The organism is Actinoalloteichus sp. AHMU CJ021, from assembly GCF_002895405.1.
GTDB lineage: Bacteria > Actinomycetota > Actinomycetes > Mycobacteriales > Pseudonocardiaceae > Actinoalloteichus_B > Actinoalloteichus_B caeruleus.
Genome location: NZ_CP025990.1, coordinates 6,607,467 through 6,633,573, shown reverse-complemented (window position 1 = coordinate 6,633,573; position 26,107 = coordinate 6,607,467). Strand labels below are relative to the sequence as shown.

The window sequence follows — 26,107 nt, the reverse complement described above, 5'->3', positions numbered from 1 at the left end:
TGGCCCTCGGCGCGGGGCGGGGCGGGCGCGATGAGATCGCCCGCCCCGCCGCCGTGCGCGGGGCGTCCCGGGACTGAGGCACGAGGGACCACCGGGGCGACGGTGGGCGGTCGGCGGACCGCGGTCGCGCGGCTGGTCCGCCGGGGAGCGCGGCGCGACACGGACCCGGTGGGTGACGGCGAGGGACACCTCCGCACCGGTCGACGGACAGCCGTCAGCACTCAGCACTCAGGGCCAGAGCTCAGAGCTCAGCGCCGGGACCAGCGGGACATCGGGAACGGGCCGCCAGTCGGATCATCACCGCCCGATGCCCCGGTACCGCAGGCCCAACCGCCGCATCTCCTCGATGTCGGCCTTCGGGAAGTACCTGCGCCCGTCGAACACCAGGCACGGGTGGGCGGCCCGCGCGCGCAGCACCGCGAGATCGAGGTCGTGGAACGACCGGTGACCGGCGAGGACCGCGACGCAGTTCGCTCCCTGGACGGCGTCCTCGAGGGTCGCGCTCGGGCGGATCCCGAAGCGGGCCCGCACCTCCTCGGCGTCGGCCAACGGGTCGAAGAGCCGCACCGCGCACCCCTGCGAACGCAACGCCTCGACGACCCCGGCGACCGGGGTGTTCCGGAGGTCACCGGTGTCGTTCTTGAAGCTGACGCCGAGCACGGCCACCACCGCCCCGGCCGGCGGAACCCCGAGGCCGGCCAGCTCCGCCCCGATCAGGCGCGCCGTGTGCGCGGGCATCCCGTCGTTGACCCCCCGGGAGACCGGGACGGTCCGCAGCTCGACGCCCCGGTCGCGGGCCGCCCGCCACACCATCCACGGGTCCTTCACCAGGCACGAACCCCCCACGCCGATGCTCGGCAGCAGGATGTTGACGTGGCGGTCCCCCTTGGGGAGCTGGTTGGTGGCCCCCAGGACGTCGAGCACGTCGACGTCGAACGCCGCGCACAGCTGGGCCACCTCGTTGGCGATGGCGATGTTCGCGTCGATCCACCAGTTCGTGGCGAGCTTGGCGACCTCCGCCGCCTCCGGACTCGGCAGCGGGTGGGTGACCGTGCCCAGGGTGTCCGACCAGAAGCGGACCGTCGCGGCGGTGCTGGCCGGGCCCCGGCCCCCCACGATGATCGGGAGCGTCCGGAGCTGGGCGAGGGCGGCACCCTCGGCCAGCCGTTCCGGGCAGAAGGACAGGCCGAAGTCCCGCTCGGCGCGGAGGCCGGACCCCTCCAGCAGCGGGATGACGAGGTTCGTGGTCGTCCCCGGCGACACGGTGCTCTTGAGGATCACCAGGCACCCCGGTCGGATCCGGGCGGCGACCTGGACGCAGGCCTGCTCCAACGCACCGGTGAGCAACGCCCCGTCCTCGTCGACCGGGGTCCCGACCGTGATGACCACGACGTCGGCCTCCCGCACGGCGTCGTGGTCGGTGGTGAACGTCAGCAGGCCGGTGCCCCGCACCCGTCCGAGCGCCTCCGCCAGCCCTGGCTCCGGGATGGGGCACTCGCCCGCCCGGAGCCGCTCGACCAGCGACGCGTCGTCGTCGACGGCGACGACCGGAACGCCCAGTTCGGCGAGCGTCACGCCGAGGCAGGACCCGACATAACCGAAACCGATGACCGCGACGCGGGGGGAATCCGAAACGAATCGCATGTCTGCCTCTCCGTCGCCGTCGGCGCCGTTCTCCGTCGCGCGTGCAATGGTGGACGGCCGGCCCGGAACCGCGTGACGAACCGTGCCCGCGCGTCCATTCGACGGTAGCAGCGGGGGAACCGGGACAACGTGTCCCACAATGCTCGAAAGCGCACCGGCGGAAGCGGGGGAAGAAGGTTCCCCGTCGGCCGAGGAACTTTTTTCCTCCCGGCGTTCGACGCGAATTTGTCGCAGCGTGCCCACCTCGGTGCGGAACCGAACTCCAGGCGTTTCCGCCGGGGAAGATGAGTGCCGAAAACGACATTCGCCGACGGAGAGGAGCGTCGCGTGAGCGGCATGATCAACATATTCCAGCCCGCCCTCGGGGAACGGGAGCTGGCGGCGGTGCGCGAGGTGTTCGAGAGCAACTGGATCGGCCGCGGCCACCGCACCGAGTCGTTCGAGTCCGACTTCGCGCGGCACATCGGGGTCGATCCGGCGAACGTCACGTCCCTGAACTCCTGCACGGAGGCGACGTTCCTGGCGATGCGCCTCGCCGGTGTTCGAGCCGGGGACGAGGTCGTCCTGCCCACGGTGAGCTTCGTGGGCGCCGCCAACGCCGTCGCGGCCCGCGGCGCGCACCCGGTGTTCTGCGACGTGGACCCGCGAACGCTGAACCCCACCGTCGACATGGTGCGGGCGGTGATGACGGAGCGGACCAGGGCCGTCGTCGTCCTGCACTACGGCGGCGTGCCGGGCGACATCGTCCGCATCGCCGAGATGTGCCGCGAGCGCGGTGTCCTGCTGATCGAGGACGCCGCGATCGCGGTCGACTCGCGGGTGGACGGGCAGGCGTGCGGCACCTTCGGGGACCTGGCCGTCTGGAGCTTCGACCACGGCAAGATCGTCGTCACCGTCGACGGGGGGATGCTCCACGCGCGGGACGCCGAGCTCGTCGCCGAGGCGAGGAAGCGCGCCTACTTCGGGCTGGAACAGACCAGCGGCTACGACCAGGCGCTGCGCAGCCGCACCCGGTGGTGGGAGTTCGAGATCTCGTCCTTCTCCCGCCGCTCGGTGACCAACGACGTCCTCGCCTCGGTCGGCCGGGTGCAGCTGGAGAGGTTGCCCGAGTTCATGCGCCGCCGCCGGGAGGTCGCCCGGCACTACGACCAGGAGTTCGCCGACCTGGGCGGGATGTGGACCCCGCCACCGCTGCCCGCCGGGCAGGAGACGTCCCACTACATGTACTGGGTCCAGTTCGAGGACGACATCAGGGACGACGTCGCCCGCGAGCTGTACGAGCGCGGGATCTACACCACCTTCCGCTACCCCCTGCTGCACAGGGTCGCCGCCTACGGCTCCCGGGCGGTGCTGCCGGGGGCGGAGCGGGCGGCGGCGAGGACGCTGCTCCTGCCGATGCACCAGTCCCTGACCGACGGGGACGTCGAGAAGGTCGTCACGGCGACCCGGGACGCGGTCCGCACCCGCCGGGCGGCCAGCCGGCGCTCCTGATCCTCCGGCCACCTGGTGACCCGCCGGCTCACCGGGTGGCCCGCCCGGCACCCGGGACCAGCGCGGGCCGGAGCGCGGGCGACCAGGCCTCCCGGCGGCGCGAGGGGGAGGGGCCGCTGGCACGGCGAAGAGCCAGGACCCGGAGGTCCTGGCTCGGCGTCGGCTCGCGCCCCGAGGGGATCAGCTCACGCGGACCTCGGGCACGTAGGTGATCCACCGCCCGCCCGCCCGGGTGAAGTCCCGCTCCCGCCGCATGATCTCCTCCGCGTGGTTCCAGGCGAACAGCAGCGCGTGGTCGGGGAACGGGTCGGCGAACGCCTCGGGCGGGCGGACCGGGAGGTGGGACCCGGGCACCAGACGCCCCTGCTTGGCGGGAGTGGAATCGCACACGAAGGGCACGAGGTCCGTCCCGATCCCGCAGTAGTTCGTCACCGTGGCGCACTTTCCCGGCGCGCCGTAACCGACCACGGTGCGCCCCTCGGCCCGCAGGTCCCCGAGCAGGGTGCGGAGGTCGTCCCTGATCCGGCCCACGGCCTGACCGAAGGACGCGAGGGTGTCCGGACGCGACAGACCGCGCGCGTGCTCCTCGGCCAGCAGGTCGGCCACCCGGGACCGCACCGCCCGGGTCCCCCTCCGCGCGAGCGTGTAGCGGATCTGCCCGCCGTGCAGGGGAGTCCGCCGCGCGTCGACGAGGTCGAACCCGAACAGCTCCGCCATCACCTGGACCGAGGTCACGCTGAAGTACAGGACGTGCTCGTCGTAGATCTGGTCGAAGGCGAGCCCCTCGACGATGGTCCCCAGGTAGGGCTCCTCGAACACGAACACCCCGTCGGGCGACAACAGGGTCCGCACGCCGCGCAACACGGAGCCGATGCCACCGATGTGGGAGATGGTGTTGGCGCCGAACACGACGTCCGCCGGCCCGTTCTCCTCGTGGATCTCGGCCGCGCTCGTCTCGTCGAAGAAGGTGTTGCGCACCGAGACCCCCTTCTCCCGCGCGACCCTCGTCACCGTGGTCGCCGGGTCCACGCCGAGGTGCCGGACACCGGCCCTGGCGATGGTCGAGAGCATGACCCCGTCGTTGCAGCCGATCTCCACCAGGAAGGGATCCCGCTCGGTCAGCTCGTCCTCCAGGAACTGGGTCGCGACGTCCGCGAAGTGGCGTCGATGGCCGTCCGATCCGGAAGCGTGGTACCTGTAGTCACCGTGATAGCGCATTTCCGCCGGAACCTCGTCGACGAGTTGCACCAGGGAGCAGCGGTCGCAGGAACCGACGGCGAGCCGGAAGTGGAACTCGTCGGCCGTCTCCGAGGGCAGGAGAAAACCGTTCGCCATCGGCTGCCTGCCCATGTCGAGGAATTCGCTGACCCGGCTACCGCAGACGCGACATCTCCTGTTCATGGCGAGAAGTCTAGGCAGGTCCGGGGGAATGGGACTTCTCTCGAATTGCCCTTTCCGGGCCGCACTCGGCACCGTTCCGGGATCGGCGGAACGAAGGCGGTGGGCGACGCCGACCGAACGGTTCGGGGTGCGTCGTGGAGGCCCGGGTCGGGAGGACCACTCCGGTGGCGCGACAGAACCTTGGGCCGTCCTCGTGCCCCGTGTTCTCGGGAGCGGGCGCGGCGAACCCGGCCCCGCCCGCCGGTGGACCAGCCGTCGACACCTCGGGAGGGCGACGCTGCTGATCGCCCAGGGTGCCCGGGCCGCGGGTGACCGCGCGGCCCGAACCGGCCACGCAACCCGTGTCCGGAGGAGGGGGGCGGACGGGGGCGCTCCGCCAGCCCCGTTCCGGCGTCGGCCGACCGCACCGAACCCGCCCCGCCGGAACCCGGCCCGGGGCGGGCGGTGCCCTGGGTGCCGCGCGGCTTCACGAGGTGATCGACCCCGGCGGCCCGACGACCGCGACCGCGTCACCGTGCCAGGACACCGCCCGGCGCGGACAGCGGCCGCGCGGTCGGCGAACACCGCCGGTGGGAGCCGGAGCCGGGTCGGGGACCACGGCCCCCGCCGCACTCACAGGGCGGCGGGCCGACCACCACCCCGCACTACCGGCCGGTGGCTCCGGGGGTGGGGAGACGGTGCACGGCGGGGGTGTTCTGGTAAGCGGCCAGCCGCCACTCACCGTCCTGCCTGACCACCAGCCAGGACGCGCGGATCGCCTGGTCGTCGGACACCTCGGACTCACCCTCGGCCAACACCCCGCCCCGGGTGAGGAGTAGCGCGGTGTCCTCGGTGAGGAACCGGATGTCCACCGGCCTGCCGGTGACCTGGGTGCCCCGGTACTCGTTCGCGTAGGCGTCGACGAGGAAGGACCGGATCTCCTCCCGCCCCTTCCGGTAGATCCCCGGCAGGATCATGGTGCCGTCCTCGGTGAACACGTCGGCGAACGCGTCGGCGTCGTGGTAGGCCCAGGCGGCGATCACGCGTTGGGTGAGCGCCGCGACGGCTGCCTGGTCGCCGGCGGAGGCGCGGGGGCTGCTCGAGCTCATGGTCGTCCCTTCGATCCGAGGTGGTGGTCAGACGTACTGGGTGTTCGGCTCCAGGCCGCACAGGACACGGCCGTACAGCTCCGCGTTCGTGTTGGGGTTCATCAGCGCGTGCAACGTCATCGCCTGGACGTCACGCACGATCCGCTGCATCGGAACGTCCTCGTAGATCGAGGAGCCGCCGCTGGCCGAGGCGAGGACGTCGACGGCCTCCTTCGCCAGGCGGCATGTCGCACCCATGTCGGCCCGCGCGCGAACCCGGTCGAGCAGGTCCCACTCCTGGTCGACGCCGCTGGCGTCGACCAGGGACGTCAGCCGGCGGGCGTGGAACTCGGCCTCGTCGACCTTCATCGAGGCCTCGGCGACCTGCAGGTGCGTCAGCGGGGCGTCCCGCTGGCTCTCGTAGGCGGTGTAGGTGATCTTGCGGGTGGGGAGCCGCCGGAGGAAGCTCTCCCGCGCGGCCCTCGCCAGACCCACCATCGTGCCGACGGACGACGCGGCGGCGACCGGGAGCAGCGGGTTCCGGTAGATCGCCGTGTTCGCGTTGCCCTCCGACGCGGTCCGGCCCTCGAGGACCGCCGGCAGCGGGAGCACCCGCTCCTCGGGAACGAACACGTCCTGGGCGACGGTGCTGACACTGCCGGTCCCCTTCAGCCCCGACGTGTGCCAGTCGTCGACGACCAACAGGTCGGACAGCGGAACGAGCGCGACGACGGGGTAGGGTTCGCCGTCCTCGGGGACCAGCACGGCGATGATCTCCTGCCACTGGGCGTGCAGGGCACCGCTGATGAAACCCCACTTGCCGTTGACCCTGATGCCCCCGCCGACCGGAGTGGCGACGGCGCTGGGGCTCAGCGTTCCGCAGATCCGCACGTCCGGGGTGGCGAAGACCTCGTCCTGCACCTCGTCCGGGAACTGGCACGCCATCCAGGTGGGGATGCAGTAGACCGAACTGACCCAGGAAGCGGCCCCGTCTGCCGCGCCGAGTTCGGCGACCACGTCCAGCAGCGTTCCCGTGTCGGCCTCGTACCCGCCGTACCGGGCAGGGGTGCGCAGGCGGAACACACCGGCTTCGGCGAGCGCCGCGACGGTGTCCTCGTGCAACCGCCGGTTGCGCTCCGACCAGGTCGAGTTGGCCCGGAGCACCGGCGCCGCCTCGGAGGCGCGGCGGACGAGTTCCTCCCTCGTCGGAACCTGAGTGGTCGACACATGTCCTCCCTGAGTGCGAGCGACGACGGTTCTGGTGGTACCCGGTGTCCTGTCAGCGCCGTGGAGCCGTGCGCCTACCCCCAGGCGGTGCGGGGACGAGGTACCCAGTCCGACACTTCCGCACCGGCGCCGGCGGCCGCATCTTCCACCGTGCCGGGACCAGGGCGGGGCGTGGCCCAGCAGGGTCGATGCCCCGTGGCGCACCAGGTCGCCGTGCGGAACCGCGCGGCCAGACTGGCCAGGGCGGCCACCGGAACGGTCCGTGAGGAGGTGGTGCCGCCCTCGAACCCGGTTCGAGCGGGCCGGGTGGAGCCGGGCTCGGCGCCTCGCGGGACAGGGCGTTCCCCGGTTGGCTCCGCGACCCACCCCGTCAGTCCTCGGGGCACCCGTGGCTCGCCGTGGCACGGGGCTTCGGCTCCGGTGGGGGCGACAGCGCGGGGGGCACCGCGCGGCCGGCGGGACGCGAGACCGCGCGGGGCAACGAGCGGGCCGCCACCGGGACCCGTCAGGCCTGAGGCGGCACCGACGGCCGGGGGGAGCGGGGCGTCCCCGTCCACACCTCGGCCGTGCGGCGACCCCCATCCACCCGGCTCCCGCGAACCCAGCCCCGGCCACCCGCTGGCTCGCCCTGGGGCCGCGTGCCCCCAGGAAGCCCGGCGCGGCCAGCGAACCGACCCGCTCGGCCGGGCTCGACCTCGGACAGGCCGTGCCAGGCGGCGGCCCGGTCGGTGCACGACGACCGGATCAGGTCCTCCGCCTGGGAGGGCACCAGGCTCGACCGCCGCCGCCACCCGGACCTGACGGCGGTCCGCTCACCGCTCCGGACGTGGGTCCGGAGCGGTGAGGACCACCGTCACAAGCCTCCGCCGGCCGGTTCTCGTACGGCGCCGGACGGGCGAGCGTCAGCCACCCGGGGGAGCGGGACGGAACCCCCCGGCCCGTCCGGCTGCCCGCCATCCCGCTGACCGCCCCGGAGGTCGACGAGCCGGTCCCGCGCCCGGCAGCGGTCCGAGGCGCTCGCCAACAGGATCGGCGGATCGAAGATGGAGCGCGGCCGCAGGGTGACGTCCGCGGCGCACACTCCCTCCGCCTCCACCGTGACCGGGCCGGTGGTACCGAGGAGGGTTCGTTCGGCGGGTGGCCCGGCCGCGCGGTCCCCCCACCCGCGGTGCGGACGGCCCGCTGGCAGCGCGTGCGCGAGGACGTACCAGATCCCGGCCGGAACCCGGTCCATCGTGTACGGACCGGGCCCGTCCAGCACCACGCACTCGGCGGGTTCCCCCTCGGGGAGGCGACCGGCGAACAACCCCAGGAAGATGACCCGTGAGCAGTCCCACACCGCCGACTCCACGGTCCCCCGGACGCGGCTCGCCGGTCCCGTCGGCTGCTCGGGCACCGCTCGCCCGAAGGGCTCGGACACCGACCCGTCGCACTGGCGGTAGGTGGTGGGCGAGACACCCACGCTGTACCGGAACCGCGAGCTGAAGGTGCCGATGCTCGAGTAGCCCACCAGGTGGCTGATCTCGGCGACGGTGAGGCTGGTCGAGACCAACAACTCCTTCGCCCTCGCCAACCGGATCGCCGACAGGAAACGGCCGGGGGACACACCGGTGACCCGCTGGAACACCCGGGTGAAGTGGAATTTGCTGAACAGCGCGGTCCGCGCCAGATCGTCGATCGTCAACTGCTCGCCGAGGTGGTCGTACATCATCTCGATGACACGCTCGACCGCTTTCTCAACCCCCGATGTCATATCTCCTCCGTTCGACTTGGAGCCGGGTCGCCGTCGGTCCGGCGGAGTGAAGTTCGGTGTGCGCGTTCGCGGCCCGGTGGCGGCGCCGGAGTGGAGGCACGCGTGTCGGTGCGGAGTCCCCGAGCAGGAGGGGAAGGGCGTCGCCCGCCGAGCCCCCAGCGACCGTGGAGCCCGGTGCTCCGGCACCGCTCGGCTCCCGGTCGCTCCCGGAGCCGGCCGGGATCAGGGTCGCCCCGCTCCGGCCAGCCCGCCGAGGGCCCGCCCGGGCCGAGCCGCTGGTGAGGTCGTGATCCGAGCCCGACCAGCGACGACCCCGCCTCGACACCGGCGGGACCGGTGCCGCGCCGGTGGCATCGTCGTCCCGGACGGACGGCGAGCCGCGCCGCGTCCGCCCGAGCCCCGGCCCGCCCACCACATCGGCGGTCACCGCGTGGTCGGGGACAGCCCCCGAACCACTCGGTCCGGGATGCTCGGCACCGGCGACGAGCGCCGGGGACCACGAACGAGAACGGTGACGCGGAACGTGAGCCCGTTCTGGTTCCGGTACCGGCGGTCGGTTTCCACACGGGTGGTCCGGTCCGATCTCCCGTCGCCTCGACCAGCCGGGTAGCGGGATCACCGCCACCACCCGGCGGCACGCCGCACGGGGTCGCCGGAATAGGATTCCGACGCGGACGGACTCGTGTCCCGATGATCCGTGGCCGGCTCCCCGAAAAGGGTGACCGGCGTTTTCCGGGAACTGGTACCACGGCGGAACATCGACATCCTCCGGTGATGTTCTGTCGAACTGGAGCGAGTACCCGCCCCGGAGGCGGACTCGGCTCCGGTTGGCCCCCCGAGTGCCCGGTGGCGAGGTCCGCGAGCCTGCTGACCACTGCGCAAGGCGCCCCCAATCGGACGGGGTGTTTTCCCCGGATTCCTTTGACGACAGATCCTCACAGCGCCCCCGTTGCCCCGTCCACTTCAAACTTGCGGACTGTCCACGGCAGTGAACCATTCCCGGGGCCCCGGTGCGGACGGTTTGTGGTAGTCATCCGGGCCTCTTGGCGAGCCGGGGTGTCTCCGGGTATGGGGCCGCCACGACCCCGGTGGATGATCTCGCCGCCCGACCGGGACGACCCAGTCGACGACCCTCCCCGTGCGTGAGCCGTCGCCGCCCCACCGGGCCCGTTCCCGCTCCCATTCCGGGTGCCGTGGAGAACCAGCGCCGACGGGCGCCGGGCTTCCGTTCCCGGGGGCGGGTGGTGATTTTCTCACCCGATCGGACCGCTGTCGGTAAACCCTCCCGGGGCGGTCAGCCCCGGGTGGGGCATAACAGTGTTCACCCGCATTCCGACCAGCTTGGCCAGCGCGAATCCAGGCGTGGAACACGGTGTCCCCGTAGGAGCACTGGTCCTCCCCCTCGTTTCGCTGGATCCGGCACCTGGACGTTCTTGCTTTCGTGAGCAAAGATGTCGGCCGGGTGATCAGGACTTGCCGCACGGAGCGTAGACGGGATCGCTGATGACAACTGGGGACAACGCGTTCGGTGGCACTCGCGAGCCGCACGGCCGGGTGTCGGTTCGACGCGGCGCGAGACGGGGACGCCTGCTGGTAGCGGGCCTGCTGGCTGGCACGATGCTGGTCTCGACCAGCGCCGCGGCCTTCGACGAGGACCGGGGCCCGGCGCCGCTGGCGGGCGCGGAGCACACCGGCTACGAGCACGGCACCGTCGACGTGGACGGAATCGGCCTCCACTACGTGCGCACCGGTGAGGGCCCACCACTGGTCCTCCTGCACGGCTGGCCCGAAACCTGGTACCACTGGAACGAGGTCATGCCCGACCTCGCCAGGACGCACACCGTGCTGGCGTTCGACCTCCCCGGACTGGGGGACTCCGAGATTCCCGAGGACGGATTCGACAAGGCCACCACGGCGCACCGAATTCGCGCGGCGGTGCGCGAACTGGGATACGAGGAAGTCGCCCTCATGGGGCACGACCTCGGAGCGATGGTCGCCTACAACTACGCGCGGGACTTTCCCCAGGAGGTCAACAAACTGGCGGTGATCGAGGCCCCGCTGGCCGGACTCGGCCTCGAGGACATCTTTTCGGCGAGCTTCCACTTCCAGTTCAACATGGCCCCGGCCCCCGTTCCCGAGGAAATCCTCGACGACGAGGACGTGGAGGTGTACCTGGGCTATCTCTACGACGGCAGTTACCGCCCCGACCGGATCTCCCAGGAGGTCTACTTCGAGGCGTACTCCGATCCCGCCGTCCGCTCCGCCGGCTACGAGTACTACCGGGCTTTCCCCGAGGACGCGGCCGACAACCTGGCGCACGCCGAACCGAAGATCGACATCCCGGTGCTCGCGATGGGCGCCGAGTACGCGTTCGGTGAGGCCATTCCGGCCTCCTTCGAGCACGTCGCCGACGACGTGCGCCCGGTCATCGCACCCGATGCCGGCCACTTCGTGGCGCAGGAGAACCCCGAGTTCCTGATCGACTGCGCCGAGCTGTTCTTCGGAGCGTCCACCGGAGGGCCGGTTCCGGACGAGCTGACCAACTGCGTGGGCTGAGCACCACCGGCCGACCACCGCGGTGGTCGGCCGTGCCGGGCAGGGCCCCGGCACCCGACGCCGAGGCGGGCCCGCCCGTCCTGCCCGCCGCCTCGCGTTCGCCCGCGAGAGCGGTTCACCCGCCTCGACGGCGGAGGGATCGCCACGGGGGCCGTCGGACCATCCCGGCTGGGAGGGTCACCGCGAGTGCGTGGCCCCGGGGAGGTGCCCGCGAGGCGGACCCGGCCTGGTGCGGCTCGGCGCCCGCGCACGACCGCCGCCGCACTGACCCGGGGCACCCGACCCGACCGGTCCGCCGCCACCCCCGTGGCCGGCCGGCGTGCCGCACCTCGCCGGCGCACGATCCGACGGTCGCCGGTCTCGGTGCTCGTGACCGGACGGGACCGAACCGGCCGGCTGGCGGAACCAGACCTCGGCCCACGGTCGCCGCGCCGGTGCGGACGGGACCCGCCCGACTGCCGGTGTCGCGTCCGCCGGGTCGGCGGTGCCAGCCGGTCGGCACCGGGCTGGGCGGGGTCGGGTGGCACCGGAGTGCGGGGGCGCCCACGCCCGCCGGGGACGAGCGTGGACGCGTGACGGGACGGCGCCGCCGGCCACAGCCACCCCGAGCACTCGGAAGTCCGGGTCACGCCGGGCGCGGCCGAAACCGTTCCCATGCGGTGGCCACCGGCCGGACGGCCGGGGTGGCGGGTCAACCCCGCCCGGCGGCGGCGAGGAGGATCGTCTCGGCCGCCGCCGCGAGGTCGACGTCCAGGGGTGACCTCGCGCGGGCCCCCGAGGCGCCGGTCGCGGCGGGAGGCGCCGCCAGCATTCCGGATCGCAGGCAGACGACCCGGACTCCCCGATCGCCGAGCTCCCGGGCGAGCCGGTCCGACATCGCCTCGACGACGGTGTCGCCGAGCCCCGCCCCGTCCTGCCCCGTCGTGCCGCCGCCACCCGTCCACGCGGTTCCCGACACGGTGAGGATCACCCCCGACCCGCTCCTCGTCATCTGCCTGGCGGCGGCCTGCGCGGTGATCAGCTGGGCCGCCACCTGCCGGTTGAGCGCATCGACCAGTTCGGTCACCGACGCGTCCACCAGGGCGGTGCTGGTGGTGCGGGGAAGGGGCACCGCGTTGAACAGGATGTGCGGACCACCCGCCCAGGAGGTCACCTCGTCGATGTGGGCGCGGACGGCGCGGGGATCGAGCGGGTCCACCGCGGCGACCTCGGCGACGCCGCCCGCCTCCGCGATGCGACTCGCCACGGGTTCGAGGGCGGCCATGTCCCGCTCGGCGAGGAAGACGTACGCGCGCTCGCGGGCGAACGCCCGGGCCACCGCACCACCCAGCGCGCTTCCGGCACCGTAGACCACGGCGATCTTGTTCTCGAGCAGCACGCTCCGGTACTTCCTTTCTGCTGCGGCCTCGCGGTAAGTCGGTTATTCCCCGTCTTTGGCGATCGTTCGACATAACGGACACCGGTCGACGGACCGAGGCGTCCAGCAGAGTTCCGGTGCGATCCGAACGCGCACCGCCATCCAGGGTCCGCGCTTCCGGCCTCGTCGCTTCGGTCTTCGCGGCGAAGCGGCCCGTGTTCGTCCTCCTGGACCCGGTATTCGGTTCTTTCCCGGCGTCGGGCCCTGCGATGCCCGAACGGTGACGACGCGGTTCGCACCTGGCCGAAGGAGTTCTGGGACTTTTTCCCTGATCCTAACCTCACGAAACTGCGACAGCCACAACCGGTACGAGAAGCGCGTCGCGTTTGCCTCGGGCGCCCTCCGCACCGGCCCCGAACGGCGGGCCCGGTACCCGACGGGCCTGGAAGCATCCACCGCCACTCGGGTATTCCTCGTATCGCCGCGAGAGGGGCGAGTGGCATCGCCACGTCCCCCTCGTATCGGGAGGACGCCCCGGGGGAAGAGCCCCGAGGAGGTGAGGAAGCCGGGACGCGAATGCCGCGGGTGTGGACAATCCCTTGACGCGTTCCGACGGAATCGGAGGAAAGACGGCCGGGAGTCGCGGATGCACCGGGGCGAGGTGGGCGCCACCCCGTTCCCCACCCGCCGTCGACCCCCGCCCCGGGGTCCCCGGCGCCAACGGCGCAAGGCGCCGCTCCTCGCGGGCTCGGGCCGCTGGCGGTGCGGGCGCGATGAGCGCGCTCTGCCTGGTGGGGCCCGCCTGGCCGTTCCGGCGGGGATGCCCGGCGCGCCGCGCGTCGCCCCGGATGCCACGGCCGGGGACCGTCCCCGTCGACCGTCGAGATCCGCCAGCCGACCGGTGTCCGACGCCGTGTCGGGGCGTGGCGTGTCATGCCCGCCGCCGATGCGGCGAATTGCCGCCATCCGGTCGAGCCGGTCGAGTTCCATGGGTGGGGAAACCTCTGTGGGGTACCGGGGTCGATACCGCCCGTTCGTCGCGGAAAGGAGTGAGGACGCGCTGGCAACCGGGTGGGCCGCCGTGGAATCGGCCGAGGCGGTGACCGGTACGCGTCACATTACCAGTCCCGGCCGCCCGTGCCCTCCCCAACCGGAACGGTTGGAGCGCATCCCGCGTCGGCACGCCGTATTCGGAGCTGGGCGGCCAGCGAAAGGGACATCGGAGCTGGGACGTGATGAATGGTCGGACGTGCCCAGAACTGCGCGGAGGCCGCCGGATAGCCGGGCAGCGCTTAACTCGAACGGGCGGTTTTCTGCGGCAGTTGGTCTCGCGCCGGGTAGGGCTTTCGGCTGCCCCCGCTCCTTCCGTTAACCGAATGACAACCGCCCGCCGTGGTGGCGCGCGGGTCAGCACACCGCCGGGCGCCAACGGAAACCGACGGAAACGGGTGGTCACCGTTGGTCCTCGCCGCCCGTGCGGTCGGACACCCTGCCGACACCCCGCGTCGGATCGCCCAGGTGCGCGGGCGAGCTCGGGCGCACCCGGGTATCCCGCCAACCGTCCACGACGGGCGGACGCCGCGACCTGCCCTCCCCACCGCTGGTGCGAAACACGTCACACCCCGTGGTTCCCAACCGGCGGGACGGGCTCGGGGGAGCCCGGCGCGTCCCGGGCACCGGCATCCCGCGACGGCGCCCGGACGGGGACGCCGAGGGGCGGGTGCGGTCCGGTCCGCCACCAGATCGGCCGACCCACCCCAACGAGCTCCGCGCCACCCCGGCGGGTGGAGGCCGACCCGGAGCCGGCAGGACCACCCGGGTGGGGGTGCCAGCCGCGGGCCCCCGGTGACCGAGCCCCACCCGGTCGGCGTCATCCGGCGTCCAGCGGCCCCGACACCGGGACGAGACGGTCCCTCGGGGGCAGTGCCGGCGGGAGCGCGGGGTGGCGGGCATCCGCCCGCCACCGGTACAGCACCGTCGGAGGCGGCGGCACGGACGGCGACGGGTAGCTGGTCGCCCAGGACCGGAAACCACTGGAGCTGGGGCTGGCACCCGGGAACGCGACGTCCAACATGGCGCCGTACCGGCCACGCCGTTCCGATTCCTCCCCTCCCCGCAACGGGAACCGGGGCCGTGCCTCCTCCGACAGCAACTCCGGGGTGACCAACCACGGGGCGAGGTGGTGCGCGCGCCCCGACGACGCCCCGGCCCGCAACGCCCGCTCGGCACCCATCCACCCGGCGACCACCAGGGTGTGGTCGGCGTCGGACGCCAGCGGCACCAACCGCACGCGGTGATCGGCGGCGGCCTCGACGATGACCCGGCGTGCCGCCAGCGACCGCGGGGAGGCGTCGGACACGACGTGCACCCGGCCACCCGCGAGGTGGCCCACCATGCCCCGCAGCACGGACTCGTCCTCGGCCAGCAGACCCCCGTCCGGCCAGGGAACCTCGTCCCGGCCGCCGGCGACGAGGTGCGCCAGCACCGCGCTGGCGTACTCGGGGCCACCCGGATCCCGGATGTCGCGGCCCTCCCAGGGTTCAGCACCGGTGTCGACGGGCACCGAGGCCGTCCGTCCACCGAGGCTCAGGTAGAGCCGAGCGGGACCCTCGTCGAGGTCCACCACCGCCCACCCGCCCCCGGCTCCGGGCCGTCGCTCGACCGGCTCCATCGTGGACGGTGAGGTCCCGACGGCGGCGCGGTCCGACCCGACGTACACGAGGTTCGGGCCGGGCCGGTGCGGGACGACGAGGACCTCGACCCGCTCGTCGCCGACCACCGCGCGGGCCAGGAGCGGTTCCCCGCTGCGGGGAACGACGAGGTGCCCGGCGGTGACCACCACGGCCGCGCCCACGATGAGCGCGAGACTCGACAGGACGGCGGCGGAGCGCACCGCCACCGTCGTCGCGCCGGGCCGCCGACCGCTCCACAACATGCTCCAGGAGAGGCTGGCGAACGCCGCCACGATGGCCAGGTACGTCGCCGACTGCGGCGGTGACACCACCCCGACGGCCCGCGTGAGGAGCGCGACCACCGCGACCACCGTCCCCGCACCGACCACGAGGGGCGCCGCGCCGCGCAGGAAGGACAGGCGGGACCGCGAGCACGCCACCGCCACCGGCGTCCCCAGCGCCACCAACACCAGGAAGGCGGCGCCGTCGGCCAACCACGGCAGGTCGGCGAGCAGCAACCCGAACAGCCCGCCGAACGACGCGGCCCCGGTGAGCGCGGCGGTCGCCCGGCGGCTCAGCTCCCCGAGCAGGGGACGCAGCAGGGTGGCGCCGGTGGCGACGAGGAGCGCGACGAGGAATCCCAGCCGCACCAGCAGGCTGCCGGACGGGCTTCCCGTCCCCTCCCCGTGCGAGTGTCCCCCGACCACCGGGACGGCCGCCTCGGCTGGCAACGCGAGCAGCACCGAGGCGACCGTCCAGGCCAGGAGCACGGCGGCCGTGGACCTGATCATCCGCCCGAGGGAACGCGGGCGCAGGAGCACCGCACCTGGGGTTCCCCGGCGTCCTCGCCGCGTCGGTGCAGCACCATCGCCACCACCATCGGGACGAAGACGATCGCGTTGTAGAGCAGGTGCAGTTCCACCCGGGGCATCACGAGCTGGATGATGCTGGTGGGCACCGGCCTGCTCAGCAGGTGGACCCCGCTCCACGCCTGCAGGAGCAGCAACAGGTGTTCGATGTGGTGCCAGAACTGGATCCCCAGCGCGATGCCCCACCAGGTCCGGGCGCGACCGCCGAACCCGTGCCGGAGCACGAAGAACGCGACGATCATGACCAGGGCGAACCCGTAGTGCAGCAGCTCGGACTCCACGAGCCAGGGGAACGCGAGACCGAGCGCCCCACCGGCCTCGGGGACCGGCCAGTCGAACAGGTAGATCTGCGCGGCCTGCGCGACGTGCTCCAGCCAGTGCGCGAGGACCACGATCCCGTACAGCACCAGCGCGATCTCGTGCCTGCTGGTGTTCAGGATCTCGATCACGCCGGCCGAACGGGTCGGTGGGGGGTGTGCCAGGTGCGTCGTCATGGAAGGGCCTCCTCGGTCAGGGGAAGGGCGATCCGAACCCGAACCGGTACCTGGAGAAGGGGGAACCTCGACCGGCCGGTCGCGGGTGCGATCCCCGGGGGGCGGAGCCCGGTCGCCCGGGCCCGTGACCGACGGTACGGCGGGAACCCGCCGGTCACGGCCTTCGTGAGAGCGCAGTCGCGCGATGCGGCACTTTGGGAGTCCACGCCCGGGAATACGGGCGCGGGTGCCCCGTCCGGCTGCCACGGCCGGGGGCGGTAGCTGGTCTCGCGCCCGGCACGGCGAAGCCGACCGCGCGGCTGGGCGGCGAGCGCGGGAGCCGCCGCGAAGCGGTTCGTGCCACACCCCACGACTCGGCGTGCTCACCCCGCCGCCGGCGGCCTCCCCTCGCGCACCGGCCGCGACCGGTGCGGTGGCCGGTGCGCGTCAAGGGGGCGGCCCGGCCCGGTGCCGCCCCCACCGGGGGGAGCCGGAGCCCGGCCGCCACCCCGCCGTCCCGGCCCCGGCGGCGTTCGGTCAGCCGCCGCCCGCCATCCACCGGCCGACGCGGCGGGCCGCCGTGAACGCCGACCAGCCCACCAGGTCCACCAGCGCCGCGTCGCCGAGGTGGTGGCCTCGGAAGTCGGCCACCACCCGGTCGTCCACCTGGTAGGAGCGGAAGGCGGTGAGCAACGCGAGCCGGGCCGCCGCCCGGTCCGGCGCGGCGAGACCAGCGCACAGGTCCTCGACCCAGTCCCGGCCGGGACCACGACCCACGTCCTCCCAGACGGCCACCGCGTCCAGCACCCGGCTCCTCGCCCGCTCGGACAGCCCGCTCCCGCCGGCGGCGCGGTCGGCGGCCCGCGCGATCCGCGCCGCCGCGCCACCGATCCCCGGGTGCGCCGCCGCCCACCCCAGGTCCGGTGGCGGCTCCTCGCGTTCCCCGCCCCGCTCCGAAGCCCCCGGCCCGACCCCGCGGCCGGCGGCGGCCCCGAGATGGCGGGCCAGCAGGCTCCGCACGCCGCCGCGCACCCCGGCCGGTACCCCGGCGGGGGTGGGTGACTCCTCCAGGAACACGTTCACCAGCCGGTTCAGGAACTGGAAGGTGACCGCGACGCCGACCAGTTCCGCGCGGTGCCCGACGGGGAAGGGTTCGGGGGGCGGCGGCGCACCGGCGCCCGGTCCACCCGCCCCCGCCCACTCGACGACGGCGCGGAGCCGAGGATCACCGACCTCGCCGCTCCGCCCCGCCACGATCGCCGTCGCCGCCGCACCCGACCCCAGCCCGCGCAGGGCGGAACCGTGCACCTCGACGCAGTAGGGGCAGGAGTTGGACGCCGACACCGCCGCCGCGACCGCCTCCTTCACCGGCCGGTCCACCGCACCGTCGACGACCAGCGTCTCGCGGAGCAGCGACCAGGACGCGGCGAGCAGGTGCGGGGCCGGTGACAGCACCGCGATCGGGGGAGCCAGCACTCCGAAGTCCCGCTCGAGCTCCCGGTACACCTCGGCGACGACCCCGGTCGCGGCGGAGGGGAGCACCGGGGTGACGTGGCGGGTTCGCCCCAACGACCTCCGCACCGCCGCCCGCACCAGCGGACCGGTCACCTCGGTCGCGCCCCGGTCGGGCCGCCCGCTCCGGCGGACGAGGTCGTGCCCGAGGGAGCGGGAGCTCCGTACCGGACGTCGACCCCCCGTTCGCGAGCCGCGTCCACGATCGCGGGCACGGCCCGCTCGGCCAGGGCGGCGATGGTGAGCGCGGGGTTCACCGTCAACGCCCCGGGCACCGCGGAGCCGTCGGTGACGAAGATGCCGGGATGACCGCGCAGTTCGTGCCGGTCATCGAGGGCGGAGGTCGCCGGGTCGTCGCCGATCCGGCACGAGGCCAGCGGGTGCACCGTGTAGGCGCCGACGACGTCGTTGGTCCACGGCATGACCTTCGACAACCCGTCACGTTCCATGACGCGCCTGACCTCCGCGTCGGACTCGGCCCACCCCCGCAGCGTGTTCGCAGTCGGCCGGTAGCTGATCGTTCCCCGGCCGAGCATCTGCTGGGAGATGCGGTAGGCGTTGCCCCGGGGCGGCGGTGCGCCGAAGACGCCCTCGTTGTCGTCCTCGGTCATGGAGAAGATCGTCAGCCACGACCGCCAACGGCGCAGCACCTCCTTCTTCTCCCGGCCGAACCAGGTCGGGCCCCCCGCCGCGTCCGGGGCCTGCGCGAGGATCGTGCCCAGCCCCGGCGGGAAGTACAGCTGCTCAAGGGAGAAGCGGGAGTACTCGGGCAGGTCGCCGTCGAGGTGGTCCCAACTCGCCACCACCGGTCCCTTGCCGATCTGGTTCGCCTCGTAGGCCCGGCCGTCCGGCCGGGACAGCCCGAACAGCTCGGAGACCCGGTCCTCGTCGACGATCGCGGTGTTCAGCCGTTCACCGTTGCCGGAGAAGTAGCGTCCCACCGCGTGCGGCATCGCCCCCAGCTCCGCCTCCGACCGTTGGAGGATGACCGGGGTGGCGCCCGCGCCCGCGGCCAGCACCACGATCGAGGCGTCGATCGTGCCGCCGCCAGTGGTGATCCGGTAGTCCTCCGCGTCGACCGTCTCGTAGTGCACCCGGTACCGGCCCCCGTCCACGCGGGAGATCCGCTGCACCTCGTGCAACGGTCGGATCTCGGCCCCGTGATCCACCGCGGAGGGCAGGTAGTTGAGCAGCAGCGACCGCTTGGCGTCGAAGCGGCAGCCCGCCATCATCCAGTTGCAGTTGGTGCAGCGGCCGGTGTCGATGGCCACCGGGACCGGGTTGGCCGACCGCCCGGCGTGCGCGCAGGCGGCGGCGAACAGCCCGCCGGCGTAGCTCACGTCGTCCCAGCTCTGCCGGGTGACGGGCAAGGACTCGGACACCCGGTCGTACCAGGGGTCGAGGCTGTCGCGCGTGATCGAGGCCGGCCACATCCGCCGCCCGAGGGAACCCTGCCGGTCGAAGACGAACCGGGGCGCCCGGGGCATCGCCGCGAAGTAGACGACGCTGCCACCCCCGACGCAGTTCCCCCCGAGCAGGCTCATCCCGTCGCCCACCACGAAGTCGAAGACACGCGTGTACGACGAGCCCAGCTTGAAGTCGTGGTCGAAGTCCTCGCTGGACAGCCACGGCCCGCGTTCCAGCAGCACCACCCGGGCGCCGCCGGCCGCCAGGTGGTAGGCGGTGATGGCACCCCCGAACCCGCTGCCCACCACGACGACGTCGGTGCGTTCGGTGGCGTTCATGCCGGGCTCCCTGAGGCCGTCGTGTCCGGATGGGTCTCGGCCAGAACCCGGCCGTAGGAGTAGTCGGCGAAGCGCCAGAGTCCATCGTCGTCGGCCGGCGCGTAACCGATGGTGAGCAGGCCGGGGTGGCCCTCGGCGAAGGCGTCCGCGGTGTGCAGGTGCGCCGCGGTGTCGAACGCCATGTTGCTGAACATCGCCAGGGCGACCCAGCCGTCCCGCTCGGGGTTGTCCGGCGCCGTCAGCCGGAGGACGAGGGCGGCCCGCTCCTCGTAGGGCAACGCCACGAACTCGGGGAGCGTCTCCTCGGGCGGTGCCCCCCGCCCCTCGGCGAGCGTCCTGGCGTGCCCGTTGAGCATCGCGGCCAGCGGCCCGAGCGCCTCGGCGAAGCCGCTGGCCGGATCGGTCAGCAGGGCGAACGCGCCCGACTCCACGGCCCCGCCGCCCTCGGAGACCCCCGCGATCGCGGCGTCCCCGGGCGACCGCTTGGCCCCCGGCACGATCGTGTCCGCGAACGCCTCGATCGTCATCCTCGTCCGTTCCTCGTCGGTACCGTCCGGTGGCATCCCGCCTCCTCGTGTGGGGCCGCGTCGTCTTCCGCACCGGGCCGGGGTTCACGACCCGGCTCGCCCGACCGGCGCGCGCGAGAACGTCCGATTCCGCGTCCTTTCCGGAACGGCCTGAATCGCCGGAAAAGAGTTCCCGTCCGCTGCCGGCGAATCCGCTCACCAGCCCGGATATTCGCGTCCTCGGTGGCACGATGCTCCGATCGGACCGGCGCTCCGCGCATCTCACGGCGTGCTCGGCGCGTCGGCCCGCGAAGGGCGAAGGCCAGAACGCCGGACGTTTCCGCACGTGAGGAGTGGTTCGGCCTGGTGCCGTCTGTGATGGTCTTCTCCGGGCGCCAGGTTCACCGCCCGATCTGTGGAATTCGTGGAAGGGAAGTGCGGTGGTTCGGCTCATCCGAAGGATCAGGAGTCTCGTGCTGACTCCGGGAATGGCGGCGACCGAGGTGTCGACGCGCGGATTCCACGAGAAGAGCACGGAGGCCAGGGACCTGATCGAAACCGTCGGCCGCACCTTCCTCACCGCGTACTCCTACGCGGCCGAGGCCCGGGCGGTGAGCGACGCCGAGGACCGGTTGGAAGGACTGCCCCGCTCCTTCCGGGGATTCGGGTACGAGGGAGCCGCGATGGGGTGCGCGGTCCTGGACGCCCTGCCGCTCACCAGTGGCCGCCGCGTCCCCGACCTCCTCGCCGGGCGGGGCGACGCCCACGTCTACATGGCCTACATCGGGGTGGGGTGGGCGATGGCCCGCGTCCCCCGCTTCCGGTGGTCGAGGTTGCACCTGCCCGACCCGCTCCTGCGGTGGCTGGCGCTGGACGGCTACGGCTTCCACCAGGCCTACTTCCACACCCGCCGCTACGTGGCCGAGCGGTACCTCGAACCGGTGCTACCCGCCCCCTTCGACTCCGACTACGCCCAGCGGGCCATCGACCAGGGCATCGGCCGGGCCCTGTGGTTCGTCGCCGGAACCGAGGCCCAACGGGCCGCGGACCTGGTCGACACCTACCCGGCCAGCCGGCGGGGGGACCTGTACAGCGGGGTGGGGCTGGCCGCCACCTACCTCGGCGGGGCGGACGAGGACGAGCTCCGCCGGCTCGCCGACCGGGCCGGGCCGCACCGCCCGGACGTCGCGCAGGGCTCGTCCTTCGCGGCGGAGGCCCGCGTGCGCGCCGGGCTCGTCGTGCCCCACACCTCGGTCGCCACCCACGTGTTCTGCGGGCTCGATGCCGAGGCCGCCGCCCTGGTGTCCCGTTCCGCACGTCCCGACCCCACGGCCACGGGGCCCGGGGGCGTGCCCGCCTTCGAGGTCTGGCGACGCCGCATCGCCGACGAGTTCGTCTCTCATGGGAGGTCCTGACGACATGTTCACGACAGCTGGCTGGATACGCAGGCAGCTCGCCGGCGTGACCGCCGTGGTGCTCATCGCCGGTACGTTCCTCGCCGTGCGACTGCCCACCTCCTCCGCGGAGGAGGTCGAGGCGATGGCCGCCGAGTACGGGTTCGAGCCGATGTCCATCGAGTTGCCCAGCGGGCTCCCGCGACGGACGATCCGCTCGGTCAACCAGGACTACAGCCACATCGACGCCTGGATCTCCTCGGTGGGCGCCTCCATCGCCATGAACGACCTCGACGGCGACGGCCTGGCGAACGACCTGTGCCTGACCGACCCCCGGTTCGACGAGGTCGTGGTGACCCCGACACCGGGCGAGGGGTCGGACCGCTACGACGCCTTCGTCCTGGACCCCGGCGACCTCCCGATGAACGACGTGATGGCCCCGATGGGCTGCGTGCCAGGGGACTTCGACGAGGACGGACGGCTCGACCTGCTCGTCTACTACTGGGGGCGGACGCCGATCCTGTACCTGGCCGACCCCGGCGCCTCGTCGTTCGGCCCGGAGACCTACCGGGCCACCGAGGTGGTCCCCGGTGCCACCGGCGGCGAGTACGACGGTCCGCAGTGGAACACCAACACCGTCGCCGTGGACGACTTCGACGGAGACGGCCACCTCGACATCTTCGTCGGCAACTACTTCCCCCACGGCCCGGTCCTCGACGACTCCGTCAGCGGGGGAGTGGAGATGAACTACTCGATGTCCCGGGCGTTCAACGGAGGCGAGGACTACTTCCTGCGGTGGACCGGGCTGACCGACGAGGACGAGCACTCCGTCACCTTCGAGCTGGTCAGCGACGTGGTGCCCGACGACGACGCCCGCACCGGCTGGGCGTTGGCCTCCGGCGCCAACGACATGGACGGGGACCTGCTGCCGGAACTCTACGTCGGCAACGACTTCGGCCCCGACCGGCTGCTCCACAACCGGTCGGTGCCCGGGGAGATCAGGTTCAGCGTCGTCGAGGGCGACCGCAAGGCGATGATCCCCAAGTCCAAGGTCATCGGCATGGACTCGTTCAAGGGCATGGGCGTCGACTTCGGGGACCTCGACGGCGACGGCATGTACGACATGTTCGTCAGCAACATCACCACCTCCTTCGGCATCCAGGAAAGCCACTTCGCGTTCATCAGCGACGCCGAGGACAAGGACGAGGTGCGAGAACGGCTCCAGGAGGGGAACGCGCCCTGGACCGACCGCAGCGCGCAGCTCCACCTCGCCTGGTCGGGTTGGGGCTGGGACGCCAAGATGGCCGACTTCAACAACAGCGGCGATCTCGTGGTCGCCCAGGCCACCGGATTCGTGAAGGGCAAGACCAACCGCTGGCCGCAGCTCCAGGAACTGGCCGCGGCCAACGACACCCTGCTCAGCAACCCGAAGGCCTGGCCGAGGATCAGCGAGGGCGACGACATCGGCGGCGACCAGCACATGGCCTTCTTCGCCAAGGGCGACCACGGCCGCTACGTCGATCTCTCCCGGGAACTCGGGCTCGCCGTGCCCGTTCCGACCCGGGGGATCGCCACCGGCGACTCCAACGGCGACGGCACGCTCGACTTCGCCATCGCCCGGCAGTGGGACGAACCGCTGTTCTACCGCAACACCGCCCCGAACCCGGGCGACTACCTGAACCTGCGGCTGGTCCACGACGAGGAACCGGCCCCCGGCGAGCTCGCCGCGCCCGGCTCGCCCGTGGTCGGTGCCCAGGTGACCGTCACCAGGGCCGACGGGCGCCGGTTCGTGTCGCGGGTCGACGGCGGCAGCGGCCACGCCGGCAAACGCAGCCACGAGGTGCACATCGGACTGGGTCACGGCGTCGCGTCCCCGCTGGACGTCGAGATCGCCTGGCGCGACCGGGGCGGCACGGTCCGGGAAGAGCAGCTGCGACTCGACACCGGCCAGCACACGCTGAGGCTCGGCGCCACCGTGCGGGAGGACTGAGGGACATGGCGGAGAAGACGACGACAGCGGCCCCGCCGCGTCACGACAACAAGGTCACCACGGCGCTGCGCCGGTTCGCCATCTCGATCACGGTCTTCAACATCCTCGGCTACACCGTGCTCGGTTTCGAACAACCCTGGCTGTGGCCGTTCATCGCGCTGGCCACCGGCTACACCGTGGAACTCGTGCTGGAACGCATCGCCGCGCACTCCGAGGGCCGGGCACCCCGGTACCTCGGCGGCGGGGTCCGGGGCGTGGTGGAGTTCCTCTACCCGGCGCACATCACCAGCCTGGCCCTGAACATGCTCATCTACGTCAACGACCAGGTCTTCGTGATGATGTTCGGCGTCCTGGTCGCCGTGGGCACCAAGTGGGTGTTGCGGGCGCCGGTCCGGGGCAGGCTCCGCCACTACATGAACCCGTCCAACTTCGGGATCACCGTGATCCTGCTGCTGTTCCCCTGGGCCAGCATCGCGCCGCCCTACCACTTCACCGAACACGTCACCGGATGGGTGGACTGGCTCATCCCCGCGTTGATCGTCCTCGGCGGGACCATGATCAACGCGAAGCTGACCGGGCGGATGTGGTTGATCGCCGGCTGGGTCGGCGGGTTCGCGCTCCAGGCCGTGATCCGGGGCCTGCTGGAGGGCACCTCGATCCCCGGCGGGCTCGCGACGATGACCGGCGTCGCGTTCATCCTGTTCACCAACTACATGATCACCGACCCGGGCACGACCCCGTCGCGGCCCTGGGCGCAGGTCGCCTTCGGCGGTGGCGTCGCCGCGGCCTACGGCGTCCTGACCGCCATGCACATCGCCTACGGGATCTTCTTCGCCACCGCCATCGTGTGCCTGGTGCGCGGGGCCTTCCTGTGGGGCCTGCACCACAGCGAACGGTCCCGCGCCCAGTTCGAGGCGTCCCGCCGGGCGGCGACACCCGCCGAACCCGCGGGGGGCGCGGCACCCGCCCCCGCCGAGCGCCAGGAGGGCACCGGGCCCTCCACCGAGGGCGCGGCCCCCAGCGCCGACGGGCCGCCCGGGACGGCGAGTGAGGTGCGCCGAGGATGACCACCGACCACGGGCGGCGCACGCCGCCCGGGCCGTCCCGGTGGGAGACGCCCTCGATGCTCCGGAAGCTGGCCGCCGACCGCCTCGGACTGATGTCCACGGCGGCGGCCCGCTTCGGGGACGCCTCCCGCCTGGCGATCGGCCCCAAGGCCCTGTACTTCTTCAACCACCCCGACCACGCCAAGCACGTCCTGGCCGACAACGCCGGCAACTACCACAAGGGCATCGGTCTCGTGCAGGCCCGCCGCGCCCTGGGTGACGGCCTGCTCACCAGCGAGGGCGAGCTGTGGCGCACCCAGCGCAGGACGATCCAACCCGTCTTCCAGCAACGCCGCATCACCGGGCTGGCACCGGTGGTGGCCGAGGAGGCCACCACCCTCGTCGACCGGCTCCGCGCCCGCGTCGGCGGCCCGGCGGTGGACCTCGTCGCCGAGCTGAACACCATGACCCTCGGGGTGCTCGGTCGCACCCTGCTCGACGTCGACCTCAACGCCTTCGACACGGTGGGACACGCCTTCGAAGCCGTCCAGGACCAGGCGATGTTCGAGATGGTCACGATGGGCACCGTGCCGACGTGGGCGCCGCTGCCCAGGCAACAGCGGTTCCGGCGCGCCCGCGCCGAGCTGCGGCGGATCGTCGACCGCCTGGTCGCCGACCGCGACGCCCGAGGCCCCCGACGCCAGGGGGTCCCCGACGACGACGTCCTGAGCCGGCTCATCGAGTCGACCCGGCGCGAACCCGATCCCCGGGTCGGCGCGACCCGGATGCGGGACGAACTCGTCACCCTGCTGTTGGCCGGCCACGAGACGACCGCGAGCACGCTGGGCTGGAGCCTGCACCTGATCGACCGGCACCCCCCGGTCGCGGAGCGGCTGCGGGCGGAGGCCCGGGCGGTGCTCGGCGACCGGGCACCCCGGCACGAGGACCTGACCCGCCTCACCTACACCCAGATGGTCGTCAAGGAGGCCATGCGCCTCTACCCGCCGGTGTGGATCCTGCCCCGGATCGCCCAGGAGGACGACGAGGTCGGGGGATACCACGTGCCCGCGGGGGCCGACGTGCTCATCTGCCCGTACACCCTGCACCGGCACCCCGCGTGGTGGCCGGACCCGGACCGCTTCGACCCGGAACGGTTCGCCCCCGACCAGCTGGAGGGCCGCCCGCGGTACGCCTACCTGCCCTTCGGCGCGGGACCCCGCTTCTGCGTGGGCAGCAACCTCGGCATGCTCGAGGCGGTCTTCGTCCTCGCCGTGCTCATGCGGGAGCTGCGGCTCACCGGGGTCCCGGGACGGGCGGTCGTCCCCGAACCGATGCTGTCGTTGCGGGTGCGCGGTGGCCTGGCGATGACGGTGCACCGAGCCGAGTGACCCCAACGCCCCGGCC

General features: G+C 72.9%; 17 protein-coding genes. 6 read left to right on the top strand and 11 right to left on the bottom strand.

What is annotated here, in order from left to right:
- Nucleotides 1-297: 297 nt before the first annotated feature.
- Entirely contained in the window at nt 298-1,644 is a 1,347-nt protein-coding gene (locus tag C1701_RS26410; protein ID WP_030107032.1) for a nucleotide sugar dehydrogenase, read from the bottom strand.
- Between the two features lie 336 nt (nt 1,645-1,980).
- Between C1701_RS26410 and C1701_RS26405 the strand changes: the two genes are divergently transcribed.
- Nucleotides 1,981-3,135: a DegT/DnrJ/EryC1/StrS aminotransferase family protein gene (locus C1701_RS26405; protein WP_026420243.1), complete on the top strand. Its 1,155-nt coding sequence runs from the start codon at nt 1,981-1,983 to the stop codon at nt 3,133-3,135.
- 180 nt (nt 3,136-3,315) lie between these two features.
- On the opposite strand, the gene C1701_RS26400 is transcribed toward C1701_RS26405, so the two are convergent.
- From C1701_RS26400 to C1701_RS26385, 4 genes are all read right to left on the bottom strand, one after another.
- The gene (locus C1701_RS26400) at nt 3,316-4,536 is read right to left on the bottom strand and encodes a class I SAM-dependent methyltransferase (protein ID WP_103056870.1); all 1,221 of its coding nucleotides are present in this window, start codon (nt 4,534-4,536) and stop codon (nt 3,316-3,318) included.
- Between the two features lie 644 nt (nt 4,537-5,180).
- Complete coding sequence (locus C1701_RS26395) at nt 5,181-5,624, bottom strand: SgcJ/EcaC family oxidoreductase (protein ID WP_103056869.1); 444 nt, start codon at nt 5,622-5,624, stop codon at nt 5,181-5,183.
- A gap of 27 nt (nt 5,625-5,651) precedes the next feature.
- Nucleotides 5,652-6,830, bottom strand: coding sequence for an acyl-CoA dehydrogenase family protein (locus tag C1701_RS26390; RefSeq protein WP_103056868.1), 1,179 nt, complete (start codon nt 6,828-6,830; stop codon nt 5,652-5,654).
- Between the two features lie 853 nt (nt 6,831-7,683).
- Nucleotides 7,684-8,583, bottom strand: a complete 900-nt coding sequence (locus C1701_RS26385) for a helix-turn-helix domain-containing protein (RefSeq protein WP_103056867.1) — start codon at nt 8,581-8,583, stop codon at nt 7,684-7,686.
- Between the two features lie 1,503 nt (nt 8,584-10,086).
- Between C1701_RS26385 and C1701_RS26380 the strand changes: the two genes are divergently transcribed.
- A complete protein-coding gene (locus tag C1701_RS26380) occupies nt 10,087-11,139 on the top strand; it encodes an alpha/beta fold hydrolase (RefSeq protein ID WP_211237596.1) in 1,053 nt (350 codons plus the stop codon).
- Nucleotides 11,140-11,830: 691 nt separating this feature from the next.
- On the opposite strand, the gene C1701_RS26375 is transcribed toward C1701_RS26380, so the two are convergent.
- The 6 genes from C1701_RS26375 to C1701_RS26350 all read right to left on the bottom strand — a co-directional run bounded on the left by C1701_RS26375 (nt 11,831) and on the right by C1701_RS26350 (nt 20,330).
- On the bottom strand, nt 11,831-12,517 hold the full coding sequence (locus tag C1701_RS26375) for an SDR family NAD(P)-dependent oxidoreductase (RefSeq protein ID WP_051314289.1): 687 nt from the start codon (nt 12,515-12,517) through the stop codon (nt 11,831-11,833).
- 1,849 nt (nt 12,518-14,366) lie between these two features.
- On the bottom strand, nt 14,367-15,959 hold the full coding sequence (locus C1701_RS26370) for a DUF6239 family natural product biosynthesis protein (RefSeq protein ID WP_337662010.1): 1,593 nt from the start codon (nt 15,957-15,959) through the stop codon (nt 14,367-14,369).
- A complete protein-coding gene (locus tag C1701_RS26365) occupies nt 15,956-16,531 on the bottom strand; it encodes a hypothetical protein (protein WP_030107024.1) in 576 nt (191 codons plus the stop codon). The genes C1701_RS26370 and C1701_RS26365 overlap by 4 nt, the downstream gene beginning before the upstream one ends.
- Before the next feature lie 516 nt (nt 16,532-17,047).
- Nucleotides 17,048-18,118, bottom strand: a complete 1,071-nt coding sequence (locus C1701_RS26360) for a carboxymuconolactone decarboxylase family protein (RefSeq protein WP_103056865.1) — start codon at nt 18,116-18,118, stop codon at nt 17,048-17,050.
- On the bottom strand, nt 18,115-19,767 hold the full coding sequence (locus tag C1701_RS26355) for an FAD-dependent oxidoreductase (RefSeq protein WP_051314290.1): 1,653 nt from the start codon (nt 19,765-19,767) through the stop codon (nt 18,115-18,117). Before C1701_RS26355 ends, C1701_RS26360 begins: the two co-directional genes overlap by 4 nt.
- Nucleotides 19,764-20,330 carry a DUF5987 family protein gene (locus C1701_RS26350; RefSeq protein WP_030107376.1) on the bottom strand — a complete coding sequence of 189 codons (567 nt, stop codon included), beginning with the start codon at nt 20,328-20,330 and terminating at the stop codon, nt 19,764-19,766. Before C1701_RS26350 ends, C1701_RS26355 begins: the two co-directional genes overlap by 4 nt.
- A gap of 416 nt (nt 20,331-20,746) precedes the next feature.
- Between C1701_RS26350 and C1701_RS26345 the strand changes: the two genes are divergently transcribed.
- The 4 genes from C1701_RS26345 to C1701_RS26330 are packed head-to-tail and all read left to right on the top strand — an operon-like array spanning nt 20,747 to nt 26,091.
- Nucleotides 20,747-21,688 carry a DUF1702 family protein gene (locus C1701_RS26345; protein ID WP_211257295.1) on the top strand — a complete coding sequence of 314 codons (942 nt, stop codon included), beginning with the start codon at nt 20,747-20,749 and terminating at the stop codon, nt 21,686-21,688.
- Nucleotides 21,689-21,692: 4 nt separating this feature from the next.
- Complete coding sequence (locus C1701_RS26340; protein WP_026420253.1) at nt 21,693-23,657, top strand: CRTAC1 family protein; 1,965 nt, start codon at nt 21,693-21,695, stop codon at nt 23,655-23,657.
- A gap of 5 nt (nt 23,658-23,662) precedes the next feature.
- Nucleotides 23,663-24,724, top strand: a complete 1,062-nt coding sequence (locus C1701_RS26335) for an enediyne biosynthesis protein (RefSeq protein WP_211237598.1) — start codon at nt 23,663-23,665, stop codon at nt 24,722-24,724.
- Entirely contained in the window at nt 24,721-26,091 is a 1,371-nt protein-coding gene (locus tag C1701_RS26330; RefSeq protein WP_026420254.1) for a cytochrome P450, read from the top strand. The genes C1701_RS26335 and C1701_RS26330 overlap by 4 nt, the downstream gene beginning before the upstream one ends.
- Nucleotides 26,092-26,107 lie beyond the last annotated feature (16 nt).

Excerpts from the sequence above, each read along its gene's own strand:
- C1701_RS26340 (WP_026420253.1), top strand. The coding sequence starts at position 21,693 with ATGTTCACGACAGCTGGCTGGATACGCAGGCAGCTCGCCGGCGTGACC.
- C1701_RS26365 (WP_030107024.1), bottom strand. The coding sequence starts at position 16,531 with ATGACGACGCACCTGGCACACCCCCCACCGACCCGTTCGGCCGGCGTG.
- C1701_RS26355 (WP_051314290.1), bottom strand. The coding sequence starts at position 19,767 with ATGAACGCCACCGAACGCACCGACGTCGTCGTGGTGGGCAGCGGGTTC.
- C1701_RS26400 (WP_103056870.1), bottom strand. The coding sequence starts at position 4,536 with ATGAACAGGAGATGTCGCGTCTGCGGTAGCCGGGTCAGCGAATTCCTC.
- C1701_RS26395 (WP_103056869.1), bottom strand. The coding sequence starts at position 5,624 with ATGAGCTCGAGCAGCCCCCGCGCCTCCGCCGGCGACCAGGCAGCCGTC.
- C1701_RS26405 (WP_026420243.1), top strand. The coding sequence starts at position 1,981 with ATGATCAACATATTCCAGCCCGCCCTCGGGGAACGGGAGCTGGCGGCG.
- C1701_RS26410 (WP_030107032.1), bottom strand. The coding sequence starts at position 1,644 with ATGCGATTCGTTTCGGATTCCCCCCGCGTCGCGGTCATCGGTTTCGGT.
- C1701_RS26370 (WP_337662010.1), bottom strand. The coding sequence starts at position 15,959 with ATGATCAGGTCCACGGCCGCCGTGCTCCTGGCCTGGACGGTCGCCTCG.
- C1701_RS26380 (WP_211237596.1), top strand. The coding sequence starts at position 10,087 with ATGACAACTGGGGACAACGCGTTCGGTGGCACTCGCGAGCCGCACGGC.
- C1701_RS26330 (WP_026420254.1), top strand. The coding sequence starts at position 24,721 with ATGACCACCGACCACGGGCGGCGCACGCCGCCCGGGCCGTCCCGGTGG.
- C1701_RS26385 (WP_103056867.1), bottom strand. The coding sequence starts at position 8,583 with ATGACATCGGGGGTTGAGAAAGCGGTCGAGCGTGTCATCGAGATGATG.
- C1701_RS26350 (WP_030107376.1), bottom strand. The coding sequence starts at position 20,330 with ATGCCACCGGACGGTACCGACGAGGAACGGACGAGGATGACGATCGAG.
- C1701_RS26335 (WP_211237598.1), top strand. The coding sequence starts at position 23,663 with ATGGCGGAGAAGACGACGACAGCGGCCCCGCCGCGTCACGACAACAAG.